Source organism: Nocardia sp. bgisy134 (assembly GCF_965341865.1).
In the GTDB taxonomy this organism is placed as follows: domain Bacteria; phylum Actinomycetota; class Actinomycetes; order Mycobacteriales; family Mycobacteriaceae; genus Nocardia.
This window is the reverse complement of record NZ_CBDQZP010000030.1, coordinates 35,204-51,163: the sequence shown is the minus strand read 5'-3', so window position 1 is coordinate 51,163 and position 15,960 is coordinate 35,204. Positions and strand designations below refer to the sequence as shown.

The following is a 15,960-nucleotide window of genomic DNA, read 5'->3' as shown; positions in this document are numbered from 1 at the left end:
GTTCCTTCTATATGGAGCGATTGTCTTATATCGACGAGCATGCCAGAGAAGTCGACGCGAATCGCGACCGGACCTGGAAAGCGCTGCTTCGAGTCGTCTGCAAGGACCCGCACGACCCAGCCACCGTTCCCTCCGGATTCGTCCTGGACACCGCCGAGGAACCGGCCCGGTTCGCGATGCACGGGCAGCACTGGTTCTCCCGTTACGAGCTGATCTTCGAACTCGATGACGAGGGGCCGAGCCGGACCAGGGTGCGGGCCGTGAGCAGAGGGGATTTTCCCGGTCTGCACGGCAGGATCTATCGCGCGCTGGTGGTCGGCAGCGGCGGTCACGCGTTCGTGGTGCGGCGCATGCTCGGCCGAATCGCGGCCGCGGCATGATCAGCGGAACGGTCTGGGGCGCCACCGAAGCCGAGCGCGACGCTCCGTTGCCGTGCGACGAGCTGGAACCCCGTGGGCTGCAAGCCGATCGGGCCATCAGCATCGCCGCGTCGCCGTGCTTGGTCTACAGCTGGCTGTGTCAATTGCGGGTCGCGCCATACAGTTACGATCTGCTGGACAACTGGGGCAAGCGCAGCCCGCGTGAGCGCGACCCGCATCTCACCGAACTCGAGGTCGGTCAGCGATTCATGTCGGCCTTCGACCTGAAGTCGTTCGTCCTCGGTCGACACATCACGCTGGTCGCCGGACGGATCGCCGTGACCTACGCCGTGCGCCCGGAGGGGGCGGGCACTCGGCTCGTGGTTCGAGCGCGCTTCGGTACACCGCGAATCGTCGCCCGGCCGCTCGCCTTCGGTGACGTTTTCATGACCCGCAAGCAGTTGCTCACACTGCGTGAGCTGGCCGAGGCCGAAGCTCGCCTCGACGCCGCACGCCGCGACGGGGACTGAGCGCTCCGTGGTCTGGTGTCCGCGTCACTGGGCGAAGGTGCGAAGCGGATCGACCTTCGCGCGCGCGGTCCAGCGTCCGCGGTTGTACGCGACCTCGACGGGATGGTCGAAGGCCGCGGAGACGGTGCCGGTGGTGAGGGTGTCGCGGGCCGGGCCCGCGGCGACGGTGCGGCCCTCCGCGATGAGCAGGGCGTGCGTCGTGCTGGTCGGCAGTTCCTCGAGATGGTGGGTCACCAGGACCGACGCGACCTCGGGATGGGTGCGGTCGAGGCCGTCGATGGTCTCCAGCAGCTGTTCGCGGGCGGCCACGTCGAGACCGGTGGTCGGCTCGTCGAACAGCAGCAGCCGTGGTTCGGCGACGAGCGCGCGGGCGATCAGCGTGCGCCCGCGCTCACCCTGCGAGAGGGTCGGCCAGGTGTTGTCCCCCTTGCCTTTCAGGCCGACGGACTCGATCATGGCGTCGGCCCTGCGCAACTGCTCCGCGGTGGGTGTCCAGCGCATCGGGGTGTCGATGGTGGCGGTGAGGCCGGTGAGCACGACCTCGCGAACGGTGAGCGAATAGCGCAGCGGATGGCGCGGATTGACGTGGCCGATCGCGTGGCGCAGCGCCGCGAGTTCGACGCGCCCCATTCGCTCGCCGAAGATGCGCACCGTGCCCGAGGTGGGAAAGGTGACCGCGCCGCAGAATCCGAGCAGCGTGCTCTTACCCGCCCCGTTGGGCCCGAGCAGTGCCCAGTGTTCGCCCGCGCGCACGGTGAGCGAGATGCCGTCGATGATCTGCTTGCCGTCGCGGCGGAAGGTCACGTCGGTCAGCTCGAGCACGGGTGTGGTCACGGATGTTCCTTCCTCGGCAGTCACGAGAACGCCGCTTTCAGTGCGGTGAGATGGGCGCGGCTGAATTCGGCTGCGGCCGTGGGATTTCGGTGGGCGATGGCATCGACCAGCCGGATGTGCGCCTCGTGGTCCTCGGGTTCGGAGGGCACGGGGCGAATCTTCAGCATGTCGATCATGGCCTGACGCAGGCGGGGCAGGAAGCTGTCGAAGAGCTGGGTGAGCACGTCGTTGTGCGCCGCGACGATGACCGCGCGGTGGAACGCCATGTCGGCGTCGACGTGCTCATCGACCGGCTCGCCCCGAGCCTCGCGTGCGGCCAGGGCGCGCCGGATCGTCCGCAGGTCCGCGGGCGTGCGCCGGGCGGCGGCGAGCGCGGCGGCCTCGGCTTCGATGGCGATCCTGGCCTCGATCACCGACGCGATGGCGGCGCGGCGCAGCACCGCGTCCCACTCCTCGGTCACGTCCAGCGCGGTGACGAACACCCCCGCGCCCTGACGGCTGTCGAGCACGCCCTTGCCCGCCAGTTCGCGGATGGCCTCGCGCAGCGTCGACCGGCCGACGCCGAGCTGCGCGGCCAGCGTCGTCTCGCCGGGCAGGCGGTGTCCGAGCGGCCATTCGCCCGCGCGCACACGGGCCAGCAACAGCTCGGCCGCCTGTGCGGCGAGCGGGTGGCGGCGAACCTGCGAGACCATCCGAACCTCTCTACTTGTCTGAGGAGTTGTGTATAGTCTAGCCATCATGACGCGCATGCTTCTGCTTAGCCGCCACGGCGGGGCCTGACCGACCGGCCGCCCGCCGTGGGGCTTCGTCGTGGCCGGTCATCGCTTCGTATGCGCAGGCCGCCTCGGCCGGAAAGCAGCAGAAACCTCCATGACCACGAGCGTTTTCCCCACCATCGATACCCCCGCCGGGCCTTTCGCCGCCGGTGCGCCGGACTGGAACAGACAGCGGCATTCGCGGATGCCGTCGCACCGGTATCGCAGCGTCTACGACCGTGTGGATGTCCCACTGGCACAGCGTGATTGGCCGAACGCGCGGATCACCGCCGCGCCGCTCTGGGTCCCGGTGGACCTGCGCGACGGCAATCAGGCGCTCGCCGAGCCGATGGACCCCGACCGGAAGCGGCGCTTCTTCGAACTGCTGGTCGCTATGGGCTACAAGGAGATCGAGGTCGGCTACCCGTCGGCCTCGCAGACCGATTTCGATTTCGTACGACTGCTCGCCGACACCGATCTCGCGCCCGAGGACGTGACCATCGTCGTCTTCACTCCGGCGCGGCGCGATCTCATCGAACGCACGGTGGAGTCCGTGCGCGGCCTGCGCAACGAGGTGGTCGTGCACATGTACACGGCCACCGCTCCGACCTGGCGGGAGGTGGTGCTCGGCAAGGACCGCGACGCGCTGCGCGAGCTGATCCTGGCGGGCGGCCGCGACGTGCTCGAGTTCGCCGGTGACCTGCCTTCGGTGCGATTCGAGTTCTCGCCGGAGGTGTTCAATCTGACCGAACCCGATTTCGTGCTCGACCTGTGCGACCGCATGACGACCCTGTGGGACGCCACCCCGCAACGACCCGTCGTGCTGAACCTGCCCGCCACCGTCGAGGTGGCCACCCCGAACGTGTACGCCGACCAGATCGAGTACATGCACCGCAACCTGTCCCGCCGGGACAGCGTGATCCTCTCGGTGCATCCGCACAACGACCGCGGCACCGGCGTCGCCTGCGCCGAGCTGGCGGTGCTGGCCGGCGCCCAGCGGGTGGAGGGCTGCGTCTTCGGCAACGGGGAGCGCACCGGCAACGTCGATCTCGCGACGCTGGCGCTGAACCTGCACGCGCAGGGCGTCGATCCGATGATCGACTTCTCCGATGTGGACGAGATCGCGCGCACGGTCGAGTACTGCACCCGCATGCCCATCCACGAACGTCACCCGTACGTGGGCGCGCTCGTGCACACCGCGTTCTCCGGCACCCATCAGGACGCCATCAAGAAAGGCATGGCCGAACACCGCGCCCGCGCCGCGGCGACCGGGCGGCCGGAGCGCGAGATCGACTGGCGCGTACCGTATCTGCCGATCGACCCGGCCGACCTCGGCCGCTCCTACGACGCCGTCGTCCGCGTCAACTCCCAGTCCGGCAAAGGCGGCATCGCCTACCTGCTGCACACCGAATACGGCCTCGACCTGCCGCGGCGGTGGCAGATCGAGTTCGCCCGCCGCGTCCAAGTACACGCCGACCACACCGGACTGGAGATCACCGCGGCGGAGCTGCACGAGCTGTTCACCGCCGCGTACCTGGCGGACGCCGAATCCGCTCCGGTGGTGCTGAAGCAGTGGAACACCGGCGCCACGACCACGGACATCACGCTCACCGTCGGCGGGGAGACGTCGACCAGCGAGCACCGCGACGCTGGACCGGTCGAGGCGCTCACCGCCGCGCTGGCGGCGGCGGGCCTGCCGGTGCGGGTGCTGACCCTGACTCAGCAGACGATCGGCGCGGCAGGCGATGGCGGTGCGATCGCCTATCTGGAATACCGGGCGGGGGAGCGGACCGGCTGGTGCTGCGGTCGCGGCGACTCCGTGCTCGCGGCCTCGCTCGCGGCCCTGGTGCGGGCCGCCAACCGCATGGCATCGGCGCCCGAATAGCGGCAAAACGCCCGCCGTGTCGGCCGCACGTGCGAAGGTAATCGGCGTGGTGCGGCACGTGACAGGAAATCTCCCCGCGGAGGTGACGAGCTTCGTCGGACGTGGGGAAGAGGTCGCCGCGGCGAAACGGCTGCTGTCCACCACACGGCTGCTCACCCTGACGGGGCCCGGCGGCGTGGGCAAGACCCGGTTGTCACGGCGGGTGGGCGAGTCGGTCCGGCGGGCGTTTCCCGACGGGGTGTGGCTGGTCGAGGTGGCCCACGTCCACGACGGGAATCTGGTGGCGCTGAGCGTCGCGCAGGCGCTCGGCCTGCGCGACGACACCAGCGCTCCGCTGGCCGGGCTCGTCGAGTTCCTCGCCGACAAGAACCTGCTGATCGTCCTGGACAACTGCGAACACCTCATCGACGCCTGCGCGGCGCTGGTGAGCAGGCTGATCCCGGCCACCGAGGGCGTGCGGATCCTGGCGACCAGCCGCGAGCCGCTCGGCGTAGACGGCGAGCAGGTCATGCCGGTCGCCCCGCTGCCCGTCCCCGCGGCCGACGAGCTGACCGGGGAGATCGTCGCGGGCGAGAGCGAGGCGCTGCGCCTGCTCATCGACCGCGCGGCGGCCGCCAACCCCGAATTCCGGGTCACCGAAGCCAATCTCGGCGTCCTGGCGGCGATCTGCCGTCGGCTCGAAGGCATTCCGCTGGCGCTGGAACTGGCGGCGCTGCGGCTGCGGATGTTCACCCCCGACCAGGTGCTGGCCCGCCTCGACGACGCGATGCGGCTGCTCACCACGGGCCTGCGCACCGCACCACGCCGCCAGCAGACGCTGGAAGCCGCGATCAGCTGGAGCTACGACCTGTGTACGCCCGACGAGCAGCGGCTGTGGGAGCAGCTCGCCGTGTTCGCGGGCGGCTTCGATCTGGACGCGGCCGAGGCGGTGTGCGTGGTGGATCCGCCCGACGCGCTGGTGGACGCGCTGACCGGGCTGGTCGAGAAATCGGTGCTCGGGCACCGGCACGACAGCGACGGCAGCGGCCGCTACACCATGCTGGAGCCGCTGCGGCAGTTCGCGCTGGCCCGGCTGTCCGCCGCGGGCGACGAACGGGCCGTGCGCATCCGCCATCGCGATCACTACCACCGCATCGCCCGCCGCGGCCGCACCGCCTACTGGGGCGGCGAGGACGTCACCTGGTTCCGCGACGTCACCAGGGAGCACGCCAATATGCGTGCCGCGCTGCACTTCTCGCTGTCCGATCCGGACGGCGCTCATCGGGCGCTGGAGATCGCGACCGAACTCCGCCCGTTCTGGGAGCACTACCGGTTCCTGCTGGAGGGCTACCGCTGGCTGGTGGAGGCGATCGCAAAGGACAAGGCGCACACCGTCGATCGGGCCAGGGCGCTCGCGGCCGCCTCGGTGATCGCGGCGATGCTGTCGGACAACGCCGAGGCCACCCGTTACGCCCGCGAATGCGTCGAGCTGGCCATCGAACTCGACGCCGCCGAGGTCCTGGTGGAGGCGACGCTGCTCTCGGCGCTGCTGGCCTTCAGCGGCAACGATCCGCACCGCGCGCTGGAGATCGCGCTCACGGCGGCCGAACGCGCGGGCGAGGTCACCCACCACGGCACGGAGATGGAGAGCTTCGCCTTCGCCTACGTGTGCGCGCTCGTGCTGGAGGACGAGCGCGCCGACGCCATCGCCGAACACTTCCTGGCCAGAACCGCCGAGCACGGTTCGCATCTGCTCGGCGGGCTCGCGTATTGGGCGGTGGGCACGAATCATTGGCGCCACGGCGAACAGGACCGCGCCGCCGTCGACCTGCGGCACGCGGTCGAGCAGTTCCGGCTGTTCGACCGATGTGTCTGGACCGCTTCGGGTTTCGACGGGCTGGCCTGGGTGTCGGCCGCCGAAGGCGATCGGGTGCGGGCGGCGCGACTGATGGGCGCGGCGTCCACGGTGCGGCACGGCAGCAAGCAGCGGCTGGCGCACGCGATGACCGAGGTGGTCGGCGACAAGGTGCGCGACCAGGTGCATCGGGCGATGGGCGACAAGGAGTTTCGCGCCGCCTTCGACAGCGGCGCCGCGCTGGACACCGACGAGGCGGTGCGCTACGCGCTGGGCACCGCGCCGATCGTCGTCGAGCGTGCCCCCAAACCCGTTGCGGCCGACGCGCTCACGCGGCGGGAGAAGGACGTGGCCAAATTGGTCGCCGCCGGGTACAGCAACAAACGCGTCGCGGCCGAACTGGTGATCTCGGTGCGGACGGCGGAAAGCCACGTCGACCACATCATGACCAAACTCGGTTTCGATTCCCGGACCCAGATCGCGAGCTGGGTCGCCGAGCATCTGCGCTAGGTCCCGGCCCTGCCGGGAGGGCTGAGGAGGACGGGGTCAGCGCGGGGCCAGGATGGCCAGCTCCGTGCCGAATCCGACTGCCAGGCGCCCATCCGGCGTCACGGCGACCGCGTTCACCATCGCGGGGAACACCAGCTGCTCGCCGATCTGTTCGCCCGTCATGGCGTCCCACACGCGCACCGTGGCGTCCCAGCTCCCGGTGACAGCGATGGGGCGTCCGTCCACCGTGCCCGCGGCCACCGCGCACACCACGTCGGTGTGGCCGCGGAGAGGTTCGCCGATCAGCAGGCCCGTGGTCAGGTCTGCTGTTCGCGCTGTCATGTTGTCGCTGCCGATGACCACGATCAGGCGGCCTTCCACCGCCGCCGTGGCCACTGCCCGCACCGAGCAGTCATGGTCGATCAGGGGCTCACCGAGCTGCTTCCCCGTGGTCGCGTCCCACACGCGTACCGTTCGGTCGTCGGCGCCTGTGACGGCGACCGGCCTGCCGTCCAGCTGCCCCAACGTCACCGCGATCACCTTGTCGGCGTAGCCGCGGCGGCGGCCTGCGGGGAATCCGCCGATCGGCTCGCGGGCGGCCAGGTCCCATACCCGCAGGGGTCTGCCGCTGCGATGGCCGCCGCTGGTGACGGCCAGGAGACGGCCGTCCACCATTGCCATGGCCCGCGCGATGGTGGGTCCGTCGGGGTCGGTCAGCGGTTCGCCGAGGGGGTCACCCGTGGCAAGGTCCCACAGCCGGAGTGCGTCGTGGCCGCCGGTGACGGCGACCGGGCGGCCTTCCACCGTCCCGGCCGCCACCTTGTGCACCTCACCGGTGTGGCCGGTGAGGGGGGCGCCCATGCGCTCACCCGCGGCGAGATCCCATATGCGGGCCGTGCCGTCGCCGCTGCCGGTGACGGCGACCGACCGCCCGTCCACCGTCGCCGTCGCCATCGCGACCACGGTGCCGCTGGGCCCATCCGAGGGTTCGGCGGTCCGGCGGCGCTCCCGCAGGCTCCACGTGCGTACCGTGTGATCGGTATCGGTGACCGCACCGGCGGTGACGGCGACGGGGATACCGTCCACATCCTCCACCGTCACGGCGCCCACCTGATCGGTGTGGCCGGTCAGCGGGTCGCTGAACTGCTCGCCGGTCGTCAGGTCCCACATTCGGACCGTGGCGTCCCCGCCGCCGGTGAGGGCGACCGGGCGGCCGTTCACCATGGTTGTCGCGACGGCCCCTACCTTGTGAGAGTGGCTGGTCAGAGGATTGCCGACCTGTTCACCGGTGGTGAGATCCCACATTCTTGTCGTCTTGTCATTGCTTCCGGTGACGGCGACCGGCCGACCGTCCACCACGGCCGTCGCCACCGCCAGCACCTGATCGGTGTGGCCGGTCAGCGGATCGCCGACCTGCACTCCGGTACGCAGGTCCCATAGCCGGATCGTGGCATCCCAGCTGCCGGTGACGGCGACGGGACGGCCGTTCACCACGGCTGTCGCCACCGCCACCACCCAGTGGCTGTGGCCTGCCAACGGAACGCCGATCTGCCGTCCGGTGCCGAGGTCCCACACCCGCGCCGTGTGGTCGGTACCGCCGGTGACCGCAACGAGGCGGCCGTCCACCAGGGCCGTCGACACGGACAGCACCCAGCCGTCGTGGCCGGCCAGGGGCTCGCCGATCTGCCTGTGGCCGAACAGGTCCCACACCCGCGCCGTTCCGTCCTCGCTTCCGGTGAGGGCGACAGGGCGCTCGTTCATCGCTCCCGTCGCCACCGCTCGCACCGAACCGTCATGGCCGACCAAGGGCTCGCCGATCTGCTCGCCGGTCATCAGGTCCCACACCCGAAGTGCCCTGCTGTTGTTGCCCCCGCTCCACGACGGGCCCACGGCGACGGCACGCCCATCCACCACGGCTGTCGCCACAGACGGCACCTTCCAGCCGGTCAGGGCGTATCGAAAACGGGAATCGACCTGGCTGGCAGTGGCCCACTCCACCCCCCACCGCGCGTGTTCTCCCCCGTCCACAGGTACGGCGGTGATCATGGCGGCCAGCTCTCGGTGTCCGTACCGGGCGGCGTCCAGCGCCAGCAGTTGCCGACGCACCGCAGGCGAAGCGTCACCGTGCAGATGTGCCGATGCCCGATATACCGCCGCCACCGAGCGGGCCTGAGCGTCCGGCGCCGAATCGAGCAGCCCCCACACACGCTCGAAATCCCCACGCACCAGCAACACCGGATCCCTCCACCAGGCACCCTGCCCGACCGGCCCGGCGCCCGAATCACCGTCACGCACAACATCAGACACGATCAGCATCGTAAGTGCGCCGTGCCGGTGTGGTCAGTGTCCCGTGCGACTGTCGATGTGTTCGCGCAGCAGATCGGCATGGCCGTTGTGGCGGGCGTACTCCTCGATCATGTGCACATACACCCAGCGCAGGCTGAAGACGGCGGTGCGCAGTGGGTGCGTGAACGTGTGGTCCAGCGTGAGCGCGGCGACCGCGGCATCGGCGGCGCGCACCTCGCGGTGATGGGTGGCGAAGGCGTCCTCGGGATCGGCGTCGGCGACGTCGTCGAAATCGCCGTCCGGGTTGTCCTCCGAACAGTAGAGGTAGTCCAGCGGCGCACCGGCCGCGGCGATGCGGAACCAGCCGCGTTCCACCTCGCTCATGTGACGGACGAGGCCGAGCAGCGAGAGGCCGGACGGCGCCAGCGGGCGCGAGCGCAGCTGCTCGGCATTCAGACCGGCGCACTTCCAGAGCAAGGTCTCGCGGTGCCGATCGAGCCAGGCTTGCAGCATGGGTCGCTCGTCGGCGACGAGCGGGGTGGGTGTCCGTTCGATCTCGGGGGCGGTCCACGTCATGGGCCGAGGCTATCGTCCGGTCGGGAAGGGCGCCTTCGATTTTCGGTGCGGGCGGGCCGGTGGGCACGCCCGCACCGCGGCTTACAGCCCGTGCCGGAGGAAATCGGCGACGGCGCGTTCGAAGGCCGCCTTGCGTTCGATCTGCACCCAGTGCCCGCAGCGCCCGAACAGCCGCAGATCGACGTTCGGCAGCTGCCGCGAGGGGAGCAGGGCGCCCTCGACCGGGGTCACCCGGTCGTCACGGCCCCACAGCATCAGCACCTCGTTGCGCAGGCCGCGCAGCCGCGCCCACAGCGGAACCCGTTCGGCCAGTGCGGGATCGGCGAACGTGGCGTAGGCGTCGCGAATGGCGGCGATGGCAGCGGGTTCCGCCGCGGCGGCCAGGCGTGCGTCCACGAGCTCGTCGGTGAGGATCCGCTCGTCGAAGACCATGGTGCGCAGCCATGCCTGCACTCGCTCGCGCGTCGGGTCGGCGGTGAAGTCGAGCAGTCGCCGAATGCCTTCGGACGGTTCGGGACCCAGCACGTTCACCCCCACCCCGCCCGGCGCCATCAGCACCAGCCGGTCGACGTGCCCGGGGTGATCGAGGGCGACGAGCGTGGCCACCGCGCCGCCCATCGAATTGCCGAGCAGGTGCGCGCTCGGCAGCTCCAGGCTGTCGAGCAGGCCGATCACGGCGTCGGCGGAGATGCGAAGATAGTTGCGGTCGTAGACCTCCGGGCGCGCGCTGGCGCCGAAGCCCGGCTGGTCGAGCACCAGGCACCGGAAATGCTCGGACAGCGCCGCGAGATTGCCGCCGAAGTTGGCCCAGCCGGACACGCCGGGACCCGATCCGTGCAGCAGCACCAGCGGCGGACCCGAACCCGCCTCGTGGTAGCGAAGTTTCAGTCCGTCGACCGTCACCCAGCGGGTGGTCTCCTCCGCGGTGAGCGCCACCGTCACACCATCCGATCTTCGACGGTCAGGCCGAATTCGCCGCGGCCGAACATGGCCAGCGCGCGCTCCACGTCGTTGATCACGTGCACGCTGCCCGCGTGCGCGTCGCGCCAATGCCGTTCGATCGCATTCGGTTTGCGGATCGAGTGGCCGCCGGAGTTGTCGAAGAGCAGCTCGATCGCCTGAATTGCCCGCTCGGTGCCGCGCACCTGGTCGCGGCGGGTGCGCAGGCGCACTTCGTCCGGAATCGGCTCGCCCGCTTCGGCATAGCGCAGCTGCTCGGAGATGTTGTGCTCCATCTGCAGAATCGCGGCGTCGATCTCGGAGGCGGCGCGGGCGACCCGGACGTGAGCGAAAGCGTCCTCGGCCACCTTCTGGCCGCCGTAGGACAGCCGGACCCGTTCCCGCATCCGCTCGATATGCGCTTCGTAGGCGCCCTGGGCGGCGCCGATGATCGGCGCGGTGATGGTGTTGGAGAAGACACCCGCGAACGGAATCTTGTACAGCGGAGCGGGATTCGCCTCCTGGCCCGGCCCGCGCAGCTGCGACTGCTCGGTCGCGCTGTAGGCGCGGTGGTGCGGCACGAACGCCTTCTCGATGACGATGTCGTTGCTGCCGGTGCCGGACAGGCCGACCACGTGCCAGACGTCGTCGATGACGTAGTCCGCGCACGGCACCAAGATCGTCAGATAGTCGCTGGGCCTGCCGTTCTCGTCGGGCGCCAGCGCGCCGAGGAACGCCCACTCGGCGTGATCGCAGCCGGAGGAGAAGCTCCACCGTCCGCTCACCTCGTAGCCGCCCTCGACCGGGGTCAGGATGCCCGTCGGCGCGTAGGACGAGGAGATGAGAGTGTCGGAGTCGGCGCCCCACACCTCCTCCTGAGCCTCCAGCGGGAACAGCGCGAGCTGCCACGGGTGCACGCCGAGCACCGAGGACACCCAGCCGGTGGACGGGCACGCCGAGGCGATCGCGCGGATCACCTCGTAGAAGGCCACGGGGGAGGACTCGTCACCGCCGAACCGGGCGGGCTGCAGCATCCGGAACACGCCTGCCTCGGTCAGCTCTCGGATGCTCTGCACCGGGACCCGCCGCTGCGCGTCGGTGTCCGCGGCGCGCTCGCGGATCGCCGGAAGCAGGTCACGGACCCGATCGAGCACCTTGTTGGTCATGACGGGTGTCCTCCTGTGTTTCGTCGGGCCGGGAACCGCACGCGCGGCCCCCGCCATGGTGGTGACGCTAGGGCGGTCCACCCCGCGTCCGGTAGGTCAGTCCCGGTGATCGGAACCATGTGAGCTGGGATTTCCGGCGCTCAGCCGGCGGCGGCGCGGCCCGCGAGGCGGCCGAAGAACGTGCCGTCACCGAGGGACGTGCCGCTGATGTAGCCCTCGCCGTGCAGGCCGGAGCTGGCGCGGCCCGCGGCGAACAGCCCCGGGATCGGCGTGCCGTCGAGATCGAGCACCGCGCCGTCCACGGTGGTGTGCAGGCCGCCGAGGGTGAACACCGAGGCGCCGGTGCCGCGCCGGTCGCCGGTCTCCGCGGGCGGGCGCACCCCCGCGCGCACGTCGATGGCGGCCAGCGGAGCGGTCAGCGGACGCAGCCAGCGCGGCGCCTTGTGGAAATCGGGATCCACACCGCGCGAGGCGAATTCGTTGTACCTGGCGATGGTCGCGGCGAGCGCGCCGGGCGGGGTGCCGATCAGCTGCTCGAGCTCCTCGGCGGTCTCGGCGACGTGGGTGGGGCGCACGCCCCAGCGCTGCGGTTCCGGCACGGCCTCGTAGGCCTGTTCGTCGAGCACCACCCAGACGTCCATGTTGTCCTGCCGGAACAGGGCGGCCTGGCCGATGCGGCCCGGGTAGGTGTCCTCGTTGACGAAGCGCGCGCCGCGACCGTTGACGACCATGCCGCGGGCCGCGAATCCGGGGATCAGCGCGATGCCGACCTGTCCCGCGGACATGTGGCGCACGGCCGCGCCCGCCGCCTGCGCCATCCGGATGCCACTGCCGTCGTCGGTGCCCGCGCTGACCTTGGTGTGGTGCAGCAGGCGGGGCGCGTGGGCGGCCAGCATCCCGTCGTCGTCGACGAACCCGCCCGTGGTGAGCACGACGCCGCGCCGCGCGCGCACCGCGAACTCGCGGCCGTAGCGGCGCGCGGTGACGCCGGTGATCGTGCCGTCCTCGGCGCTGATCAGATTCGTCGCGTAGCTGTCGAATTGTGTTGTCACACCGGCGTGTTCGGCCGCCGCCGTGAGCACGTCCATGAGCAGCTTGCCGCCGAAATCGTTGGCGGCGGGCCGGTGTCCGCGCGGGGCGGGCGTCGCGAGTTCGGTGAACGGCCAGCTGTTCTCGCCGAGCCACATGAGTCCGTCGTCGGTGGGCGGCACCCAGGCGGGCGCGTCCCACAGGGTCGGCTGGAACGGCACGCCGCGCGCCACCAGCCAGTGGAAATGCTCGACGCTGTCGGCGCAGTACCGCTCGATCTTGGCCTCGTCCGCGCCGGGGCCGAGCGCGGCACGCAGGAACGCCGCCATCTGCTCGGGGGTGTCGGTGAAACCGCACGCCTGCTGGATGGGTGTGCCGCCGCCGAGGTAGATCTCGCCGCCCGACATGGCCGAGGCGCCGCCCGGCCCGCCAGAGCGCTCCAGCACCAGCACCCGCGCGCCCGCCTGGGCCGCCTCGAAAGCCGCTGCCGCTCCGGCACATCCGTAGCCGACGACCAGAACGTCGGTGTCGATGTCGTAGGCGTCGACCTCCGCCGCGGGCCGCGGCGCGACCGAGCGGCGAGCGTCCAGAGTTTCGCTCATGCCCGGGCCTCGCTGACGCTCGGCTCCGGCATGCGCGATGCGCGCCGGCACACGATTCGCTCACTGCGTTCGCTCATGCCTGCGACAGTCGCCCCTCAGCGGGCGACCCGATACCGATCATCTCGGTAGCTGATTGCCACCTCCCGCTCAGTGGGACTGAACCGGCTGGTGCGGTCGCGTACTGGCAAAGGTGTGTGAACGACGTCACGTTTGTGGTGGCGCAGTGAGGAGAGGATATCGATGCGGGTCCTGATCACCGGAATCACCGAGCCGAGCGGTCGGGCGGTGGCGCGCATGCTGTTGGCCGCCGGGCACGACGTGGCCGGCCTGGACCGCCGGTGGCACCGCTTCGTCGACCCCCGCGTGCGGTTCACCGCGGGCGATCCGGCCGACGCCGCGGCCTGCGCCGAGGCCGTCGCGGGCTGCGACACCGTCGTCCACCTGGCAGGCCCGAGCGTCGGTGCGATGGCCACGGCGGCGCGGAATGCCGGTGCGCGCGTGGTGGTTCCGGTCGTGGCGGGGGCGCGCTCGGCTGGCGTACCGGAATCCGAAGTCGCCGAACGGCTTCGGGAATCGGGCGCCGACCACCTGCTGGTGCGCACCGCGCAGGTCGCGGGACGCCGGATCGGTCACGAGACCCGCCGTGCGCTCGAACCGATCCTCGGCGCCAAGTCCGGTGGTGGTTTCCAGCTGCTGCACAGCGACGACCTGGACCGTTTCCTGGTGGTGGCGGCGACCTCGCCTCGGATCGGCGTGGTCGAGCTGGCCGCACCGGGCGTGGTGACGACCGACGAAGTGCGGGCGCTGATGCGCGCGGCCGGGGTACGTTACTCCGCCTGGGTTCCGGGCTGGTCGGCGCGCCGACCGCTGCTGAATTCCTCGGTGGCGCAGCAGGACTGGGGGTTCCGCTGCGGATGGACCGCGGCGGAGACGGCGGCCGATCTGGTGCGCGGCCTGGTCGGCCGCAAACCGTCGGGCGGTTCCTTCCGTACGCGCTGTGGTGCGATCCCGTTGCCCGCGCACGTGATTCCCTCGCGCGCCGCCACCTCCGACCGGCACCGTCTGGTCGACGTCGCCCCCGAGGGGCTGGAGGGCGAGTTCGACGACCGCGTCGACCCGCGTTACCCGGTGCATACCGCCACCAACACCTCCGAGGCGCTGCCCGGTCCGATGACGCCGCTCACCATCGACCTGCACGCGGGTGCGATCCGGCTCGCCAACGAGGCGATGGGCACCATGATCGCGCTCGACGGAATCGCTTTGGAGCACTGGACGAGCCGGGTGACCACCGTGCTCGGCCACCACATCTACATCAACGCCTCGATCGGCGTGCTGGCCGCCGAGAACATGCCGGGTTGGGACGAGGAGAGCATCCGCCGCGACGCCTACGGCAACATCCCGGACGAGATTCCGCTACAGCCGCACGGGAAGCCGCCGATGCCGACGGGCCTGGCCAGCACCGCCGCCACTTGGCGCGCCACCTCCAGGGTCATCGCCACCGCCCGTCGTTTCGTTGCGACCGCGGAACTGATCAACGCCGCCTCGCACACCGAGGCGCTGACGGCCGAACAGATCGCGGCCCTCACCGACGAGCAACTGCACGTGCGGGCGCTGCTCTGGCGCGACCGGCTGCACCAGGCATGGCAGGCGGCCTCCATCGGCGTCATGATGACCGGCGCCGCCACCGCCGTGCACGCCCGCGGCAAGAACGCGGGCGAGGTCGCGATCGACCTGAACCGGCTGGAATCGGCGAAACCGATGCTCGCGGTGGAGCGTTTGGCCGCCCTCTGCCGCGCCGATTCGGCGCTGCTGGAGATCGCGGGCACGGGAGACGTCGCGGCGGCGCGGGCCGCCTCGCCTGCCTTCGCCGCCGCACTGGAGGAGGAACTCGCCAGGATCGGCCACCGCGGCCCCGGCGAATGCGAACTGATCAATCCGACCTTCGGCGACCGTCCCGCGCTGTTGGTGACCGCTGCCGCGCGGGCCGCCCAAATGCCCGCGCCGACGCGCGAACCCGTTCCGGCGAATACGAGCCGCACGGCGCGGATGGCGGCGGGCGCGACGGTCGCCAGGGAACGGGCCCGCGACGCCGTCGTGCGGATCACGCACTGCCTGCGCATGGCGGTGCGCGAGCGCGCCGACCGGCTGATCCGAGCCGGTCTGCTGCGCGAGACCGACGACGCCTGCTACCTCAGCCTGGACGAGATCTTCTGCCTCCCCGCGGATGCGGCCGAGCGGGTGGGCCGCCGCCGCGCCGAGCGCAAACGCCTGCGGGACATCCGGATGCCCGATGTCGTTGCCGGACAGTGGGAACCGGTCGCCGACGCGGGCGCGCTGGCCGCCGACGAGAGCCTCACCGGTATCGGCGTGTGCCCCGGCGTGGTGGAAGGCACCGTGAAGCTGGTGCTCTCGCTCGACGACGACATCGAACCCGGCGACATTCTGGTCGCCTCGGTGACCGACACCGGGCACACCGCGATGTTCGCCTACGCCGCCGCCGTGGTCACCGACATCGGCGGCTCGGCCTCGCACGCCGCCATCGTGGCGCGCGAATTCGGCATCCCCTGCGTCGTGGACACCAAGACCGCCACCACCAGCCTGTCCGACGGACAGCGGGTGCGCGTGGACGGGGCCGCCGGCACCGTCACGCTGCTCGCCGACTGATCGTGAAAACCT

Annotated in this window: 12 protein-coding genes; 5 read left to right on the top strand and 7 right to left on the bottom strand. The window is 70.9% G+C overall.

The genetic code is table 11. The features are described 5' to 3' along the window. Positions 1 to 11 precede the first annotated feature (11 nt). The gene (locus ACRWNM_RS34405; protein ID WP_431972343.1) at positions 12 to 380 is read left to right on the top strand and encodes a hypothetical protein; all 369 of its coding nucleotides are present in this window, start codon (positions 12 to 14) and stop codon (positions 378 to 380) included. Then, positions 377 to 889, top strand: coding sequence for a hypothetical protein (locus ACRWNM_RS34400; protein ID WP_431972342.1), 513 nt, complete (start codon positions 377 to 379; stop codon positions 887 to 889). The genes ACRWNM_RS34405 and ACRWNM_RS34400 overlap by 4 nt, the downstream gene beginning before the upstream one ends. A gap of 24 nt (positions 890 to 913) precedes the next feature. Here ACRWNM_RS34400 and ACRWNM_RS34395 read toward each other — a convergent pair whose 3' ends face one another. Beyond that, entirely contained in the window at positions 914 to 1,723 is an 810-nt protein-coding gene (locus ACRWNM_RS34395) for an ABC transporter ATP-binding protein (protein ID WP_431972341.1), read from the bottom strand. A gap of 20 nt (positions 1,724 to 1,743) precedes the next feature. Next, positions 1,744 to 2,415: a FadR/GntR family transcriptional regulator gene (locus ACRWNM_RS34390; RefSeq protein WP_431972340.1), complete on the bottom strand. Its 672-nt coding sequence runs from the start codon at positions 2,413 to 2,415 to the stop codon at positions 1,744 to 1,746. A gap of 268 nt (positions 2,416 to 2,683) precedes the next feature. Here ACRWNM_RS34390 and ACRWNM_RS34385 point away from each other — a divergent pair, with 268 nt between their 5' ends. Both ACRWNM_RS34385 and ACRWNM_RS34380 read left to right on the top strand, forming a co-directional pair. After that, the gene (locus ACRWNM_RS34385; protein WP_431972366.1) at positions 2,684 to 4,363 is read left to right on the top strand and encodes a 2-isopropylmalate synthase; all 1,680 of its coding nucleotides are present in this window, start codon (positions 2,684 to 2,686) and stop codon (positions 4,361 to 4,363) included. Positions 4,364 to 4,421: 58 nt separating this feature from the next. Continuing rightward, positions 4,422 to 6,707, top strand: a complete 2,286-nt coding sequence (locus tag ACRWNM_RS34380; protein WP_431972339.1) for a LuxR C-terminal-related transcriptional regulator — start codon at positions 4,422 to 4,424, stop codon at positions 6,705 to 6,707. A gap of 36 nt (positions 6,708 to 6,743) precedes the next feature. On the opposite strand, the gene ACRWNM_RS34375 is transcribed toward ACRWNM_RS34380, so the two are convergent. From ACRWNM_RS34375 to ACRWNM_RS34355, 5 genes are all read right to left on the bottom strand, one after another. Then, complete coding sequence (locus ACRWNM_RS34375) at positions 6,744 to 8,993, bottom strand: WD40 repeat domain-containing protein (RefSeq protein WP_431972338.1); 2,250 nt, start codon at positions 8,991 to 8,993, stop codon at positions 6,744 to 6,746. 33 nt (positions 8,994 to 9,026) lie between these two features. Next, the gene (locus tag ACRWNM_RS34370; RefSeq protein ID WP_431972337.1) at positions 9,027 to 9,548 is read right to left on the bottom strand and encodes a DinB family protein; all 522 of its coding nucleotides are present in this window, start codon (positions 9,546 to 9,548) and stop codon (positions 9,027 to 9,029) included. 81 nt (positions 9,549 to 9,629) lie between these two features. Beyond that, positions 9,630 to 10,484 carry an alpha/beta fold hydrolase gene (locus tag ACRWNM_RS34365; RefSeq protein ID WP_431972336.1) on the bottom strand — a complete coding sequence of 285 codons (855 nt, stop codon included), beginning with the start codon at positions 10,482 to 10,484 and terminating at the stop codon, positions 9,630 to 9,632. Between the two features lie 2 nt (positions 10,485 to 10,486). Further along, entirely contained in the window at positions 10,487 to 11,653 is a 1,167-nt protein-coding gene (gene hsaA / locus ACRWNM_RS34360; protein WP_431972335.1) for a 3-hydroxy-9,10-secoandrosta-1,3,5(10)-triene-9,17-dione monooxygenase oxygenase subunit, read from the bottom strand. Positions 11,654 to 11,793: 140 nt separating this feature from the next. Then, positions 11,794 to 13,284: an FAD-dependent oxidoreductase gene (locus tag ACRWNM_RS34355; protein WP_431972334.1), complete on the bottom strand. Its 1,491-nt coding sequence runs from the start codon at positions 13,282 to 13,284 to the stop codon at positions 11,794 to 11,796. Positions 13,285 to 13,524: 240 nt separating this feature from the next. Between ACRWNM_RS34355 and ACRWNM_RS34350 the strand changes: the two genes are divergently transcribed. Then, positions 13,525 to 15,948, top strand: a complete 2,424-nt coding sequence (locus ACRWNM_RS34350) for a PEP-utilizing enzyme (RefSeq protein ID WP_431972333.1) — start codon at positions 13,525 to 13,527, stop codon at positions 15,946 to 15,948. The last annotated feature ends 12 nt before the right edge of the window (positions 15,949 to 15,960 follow it).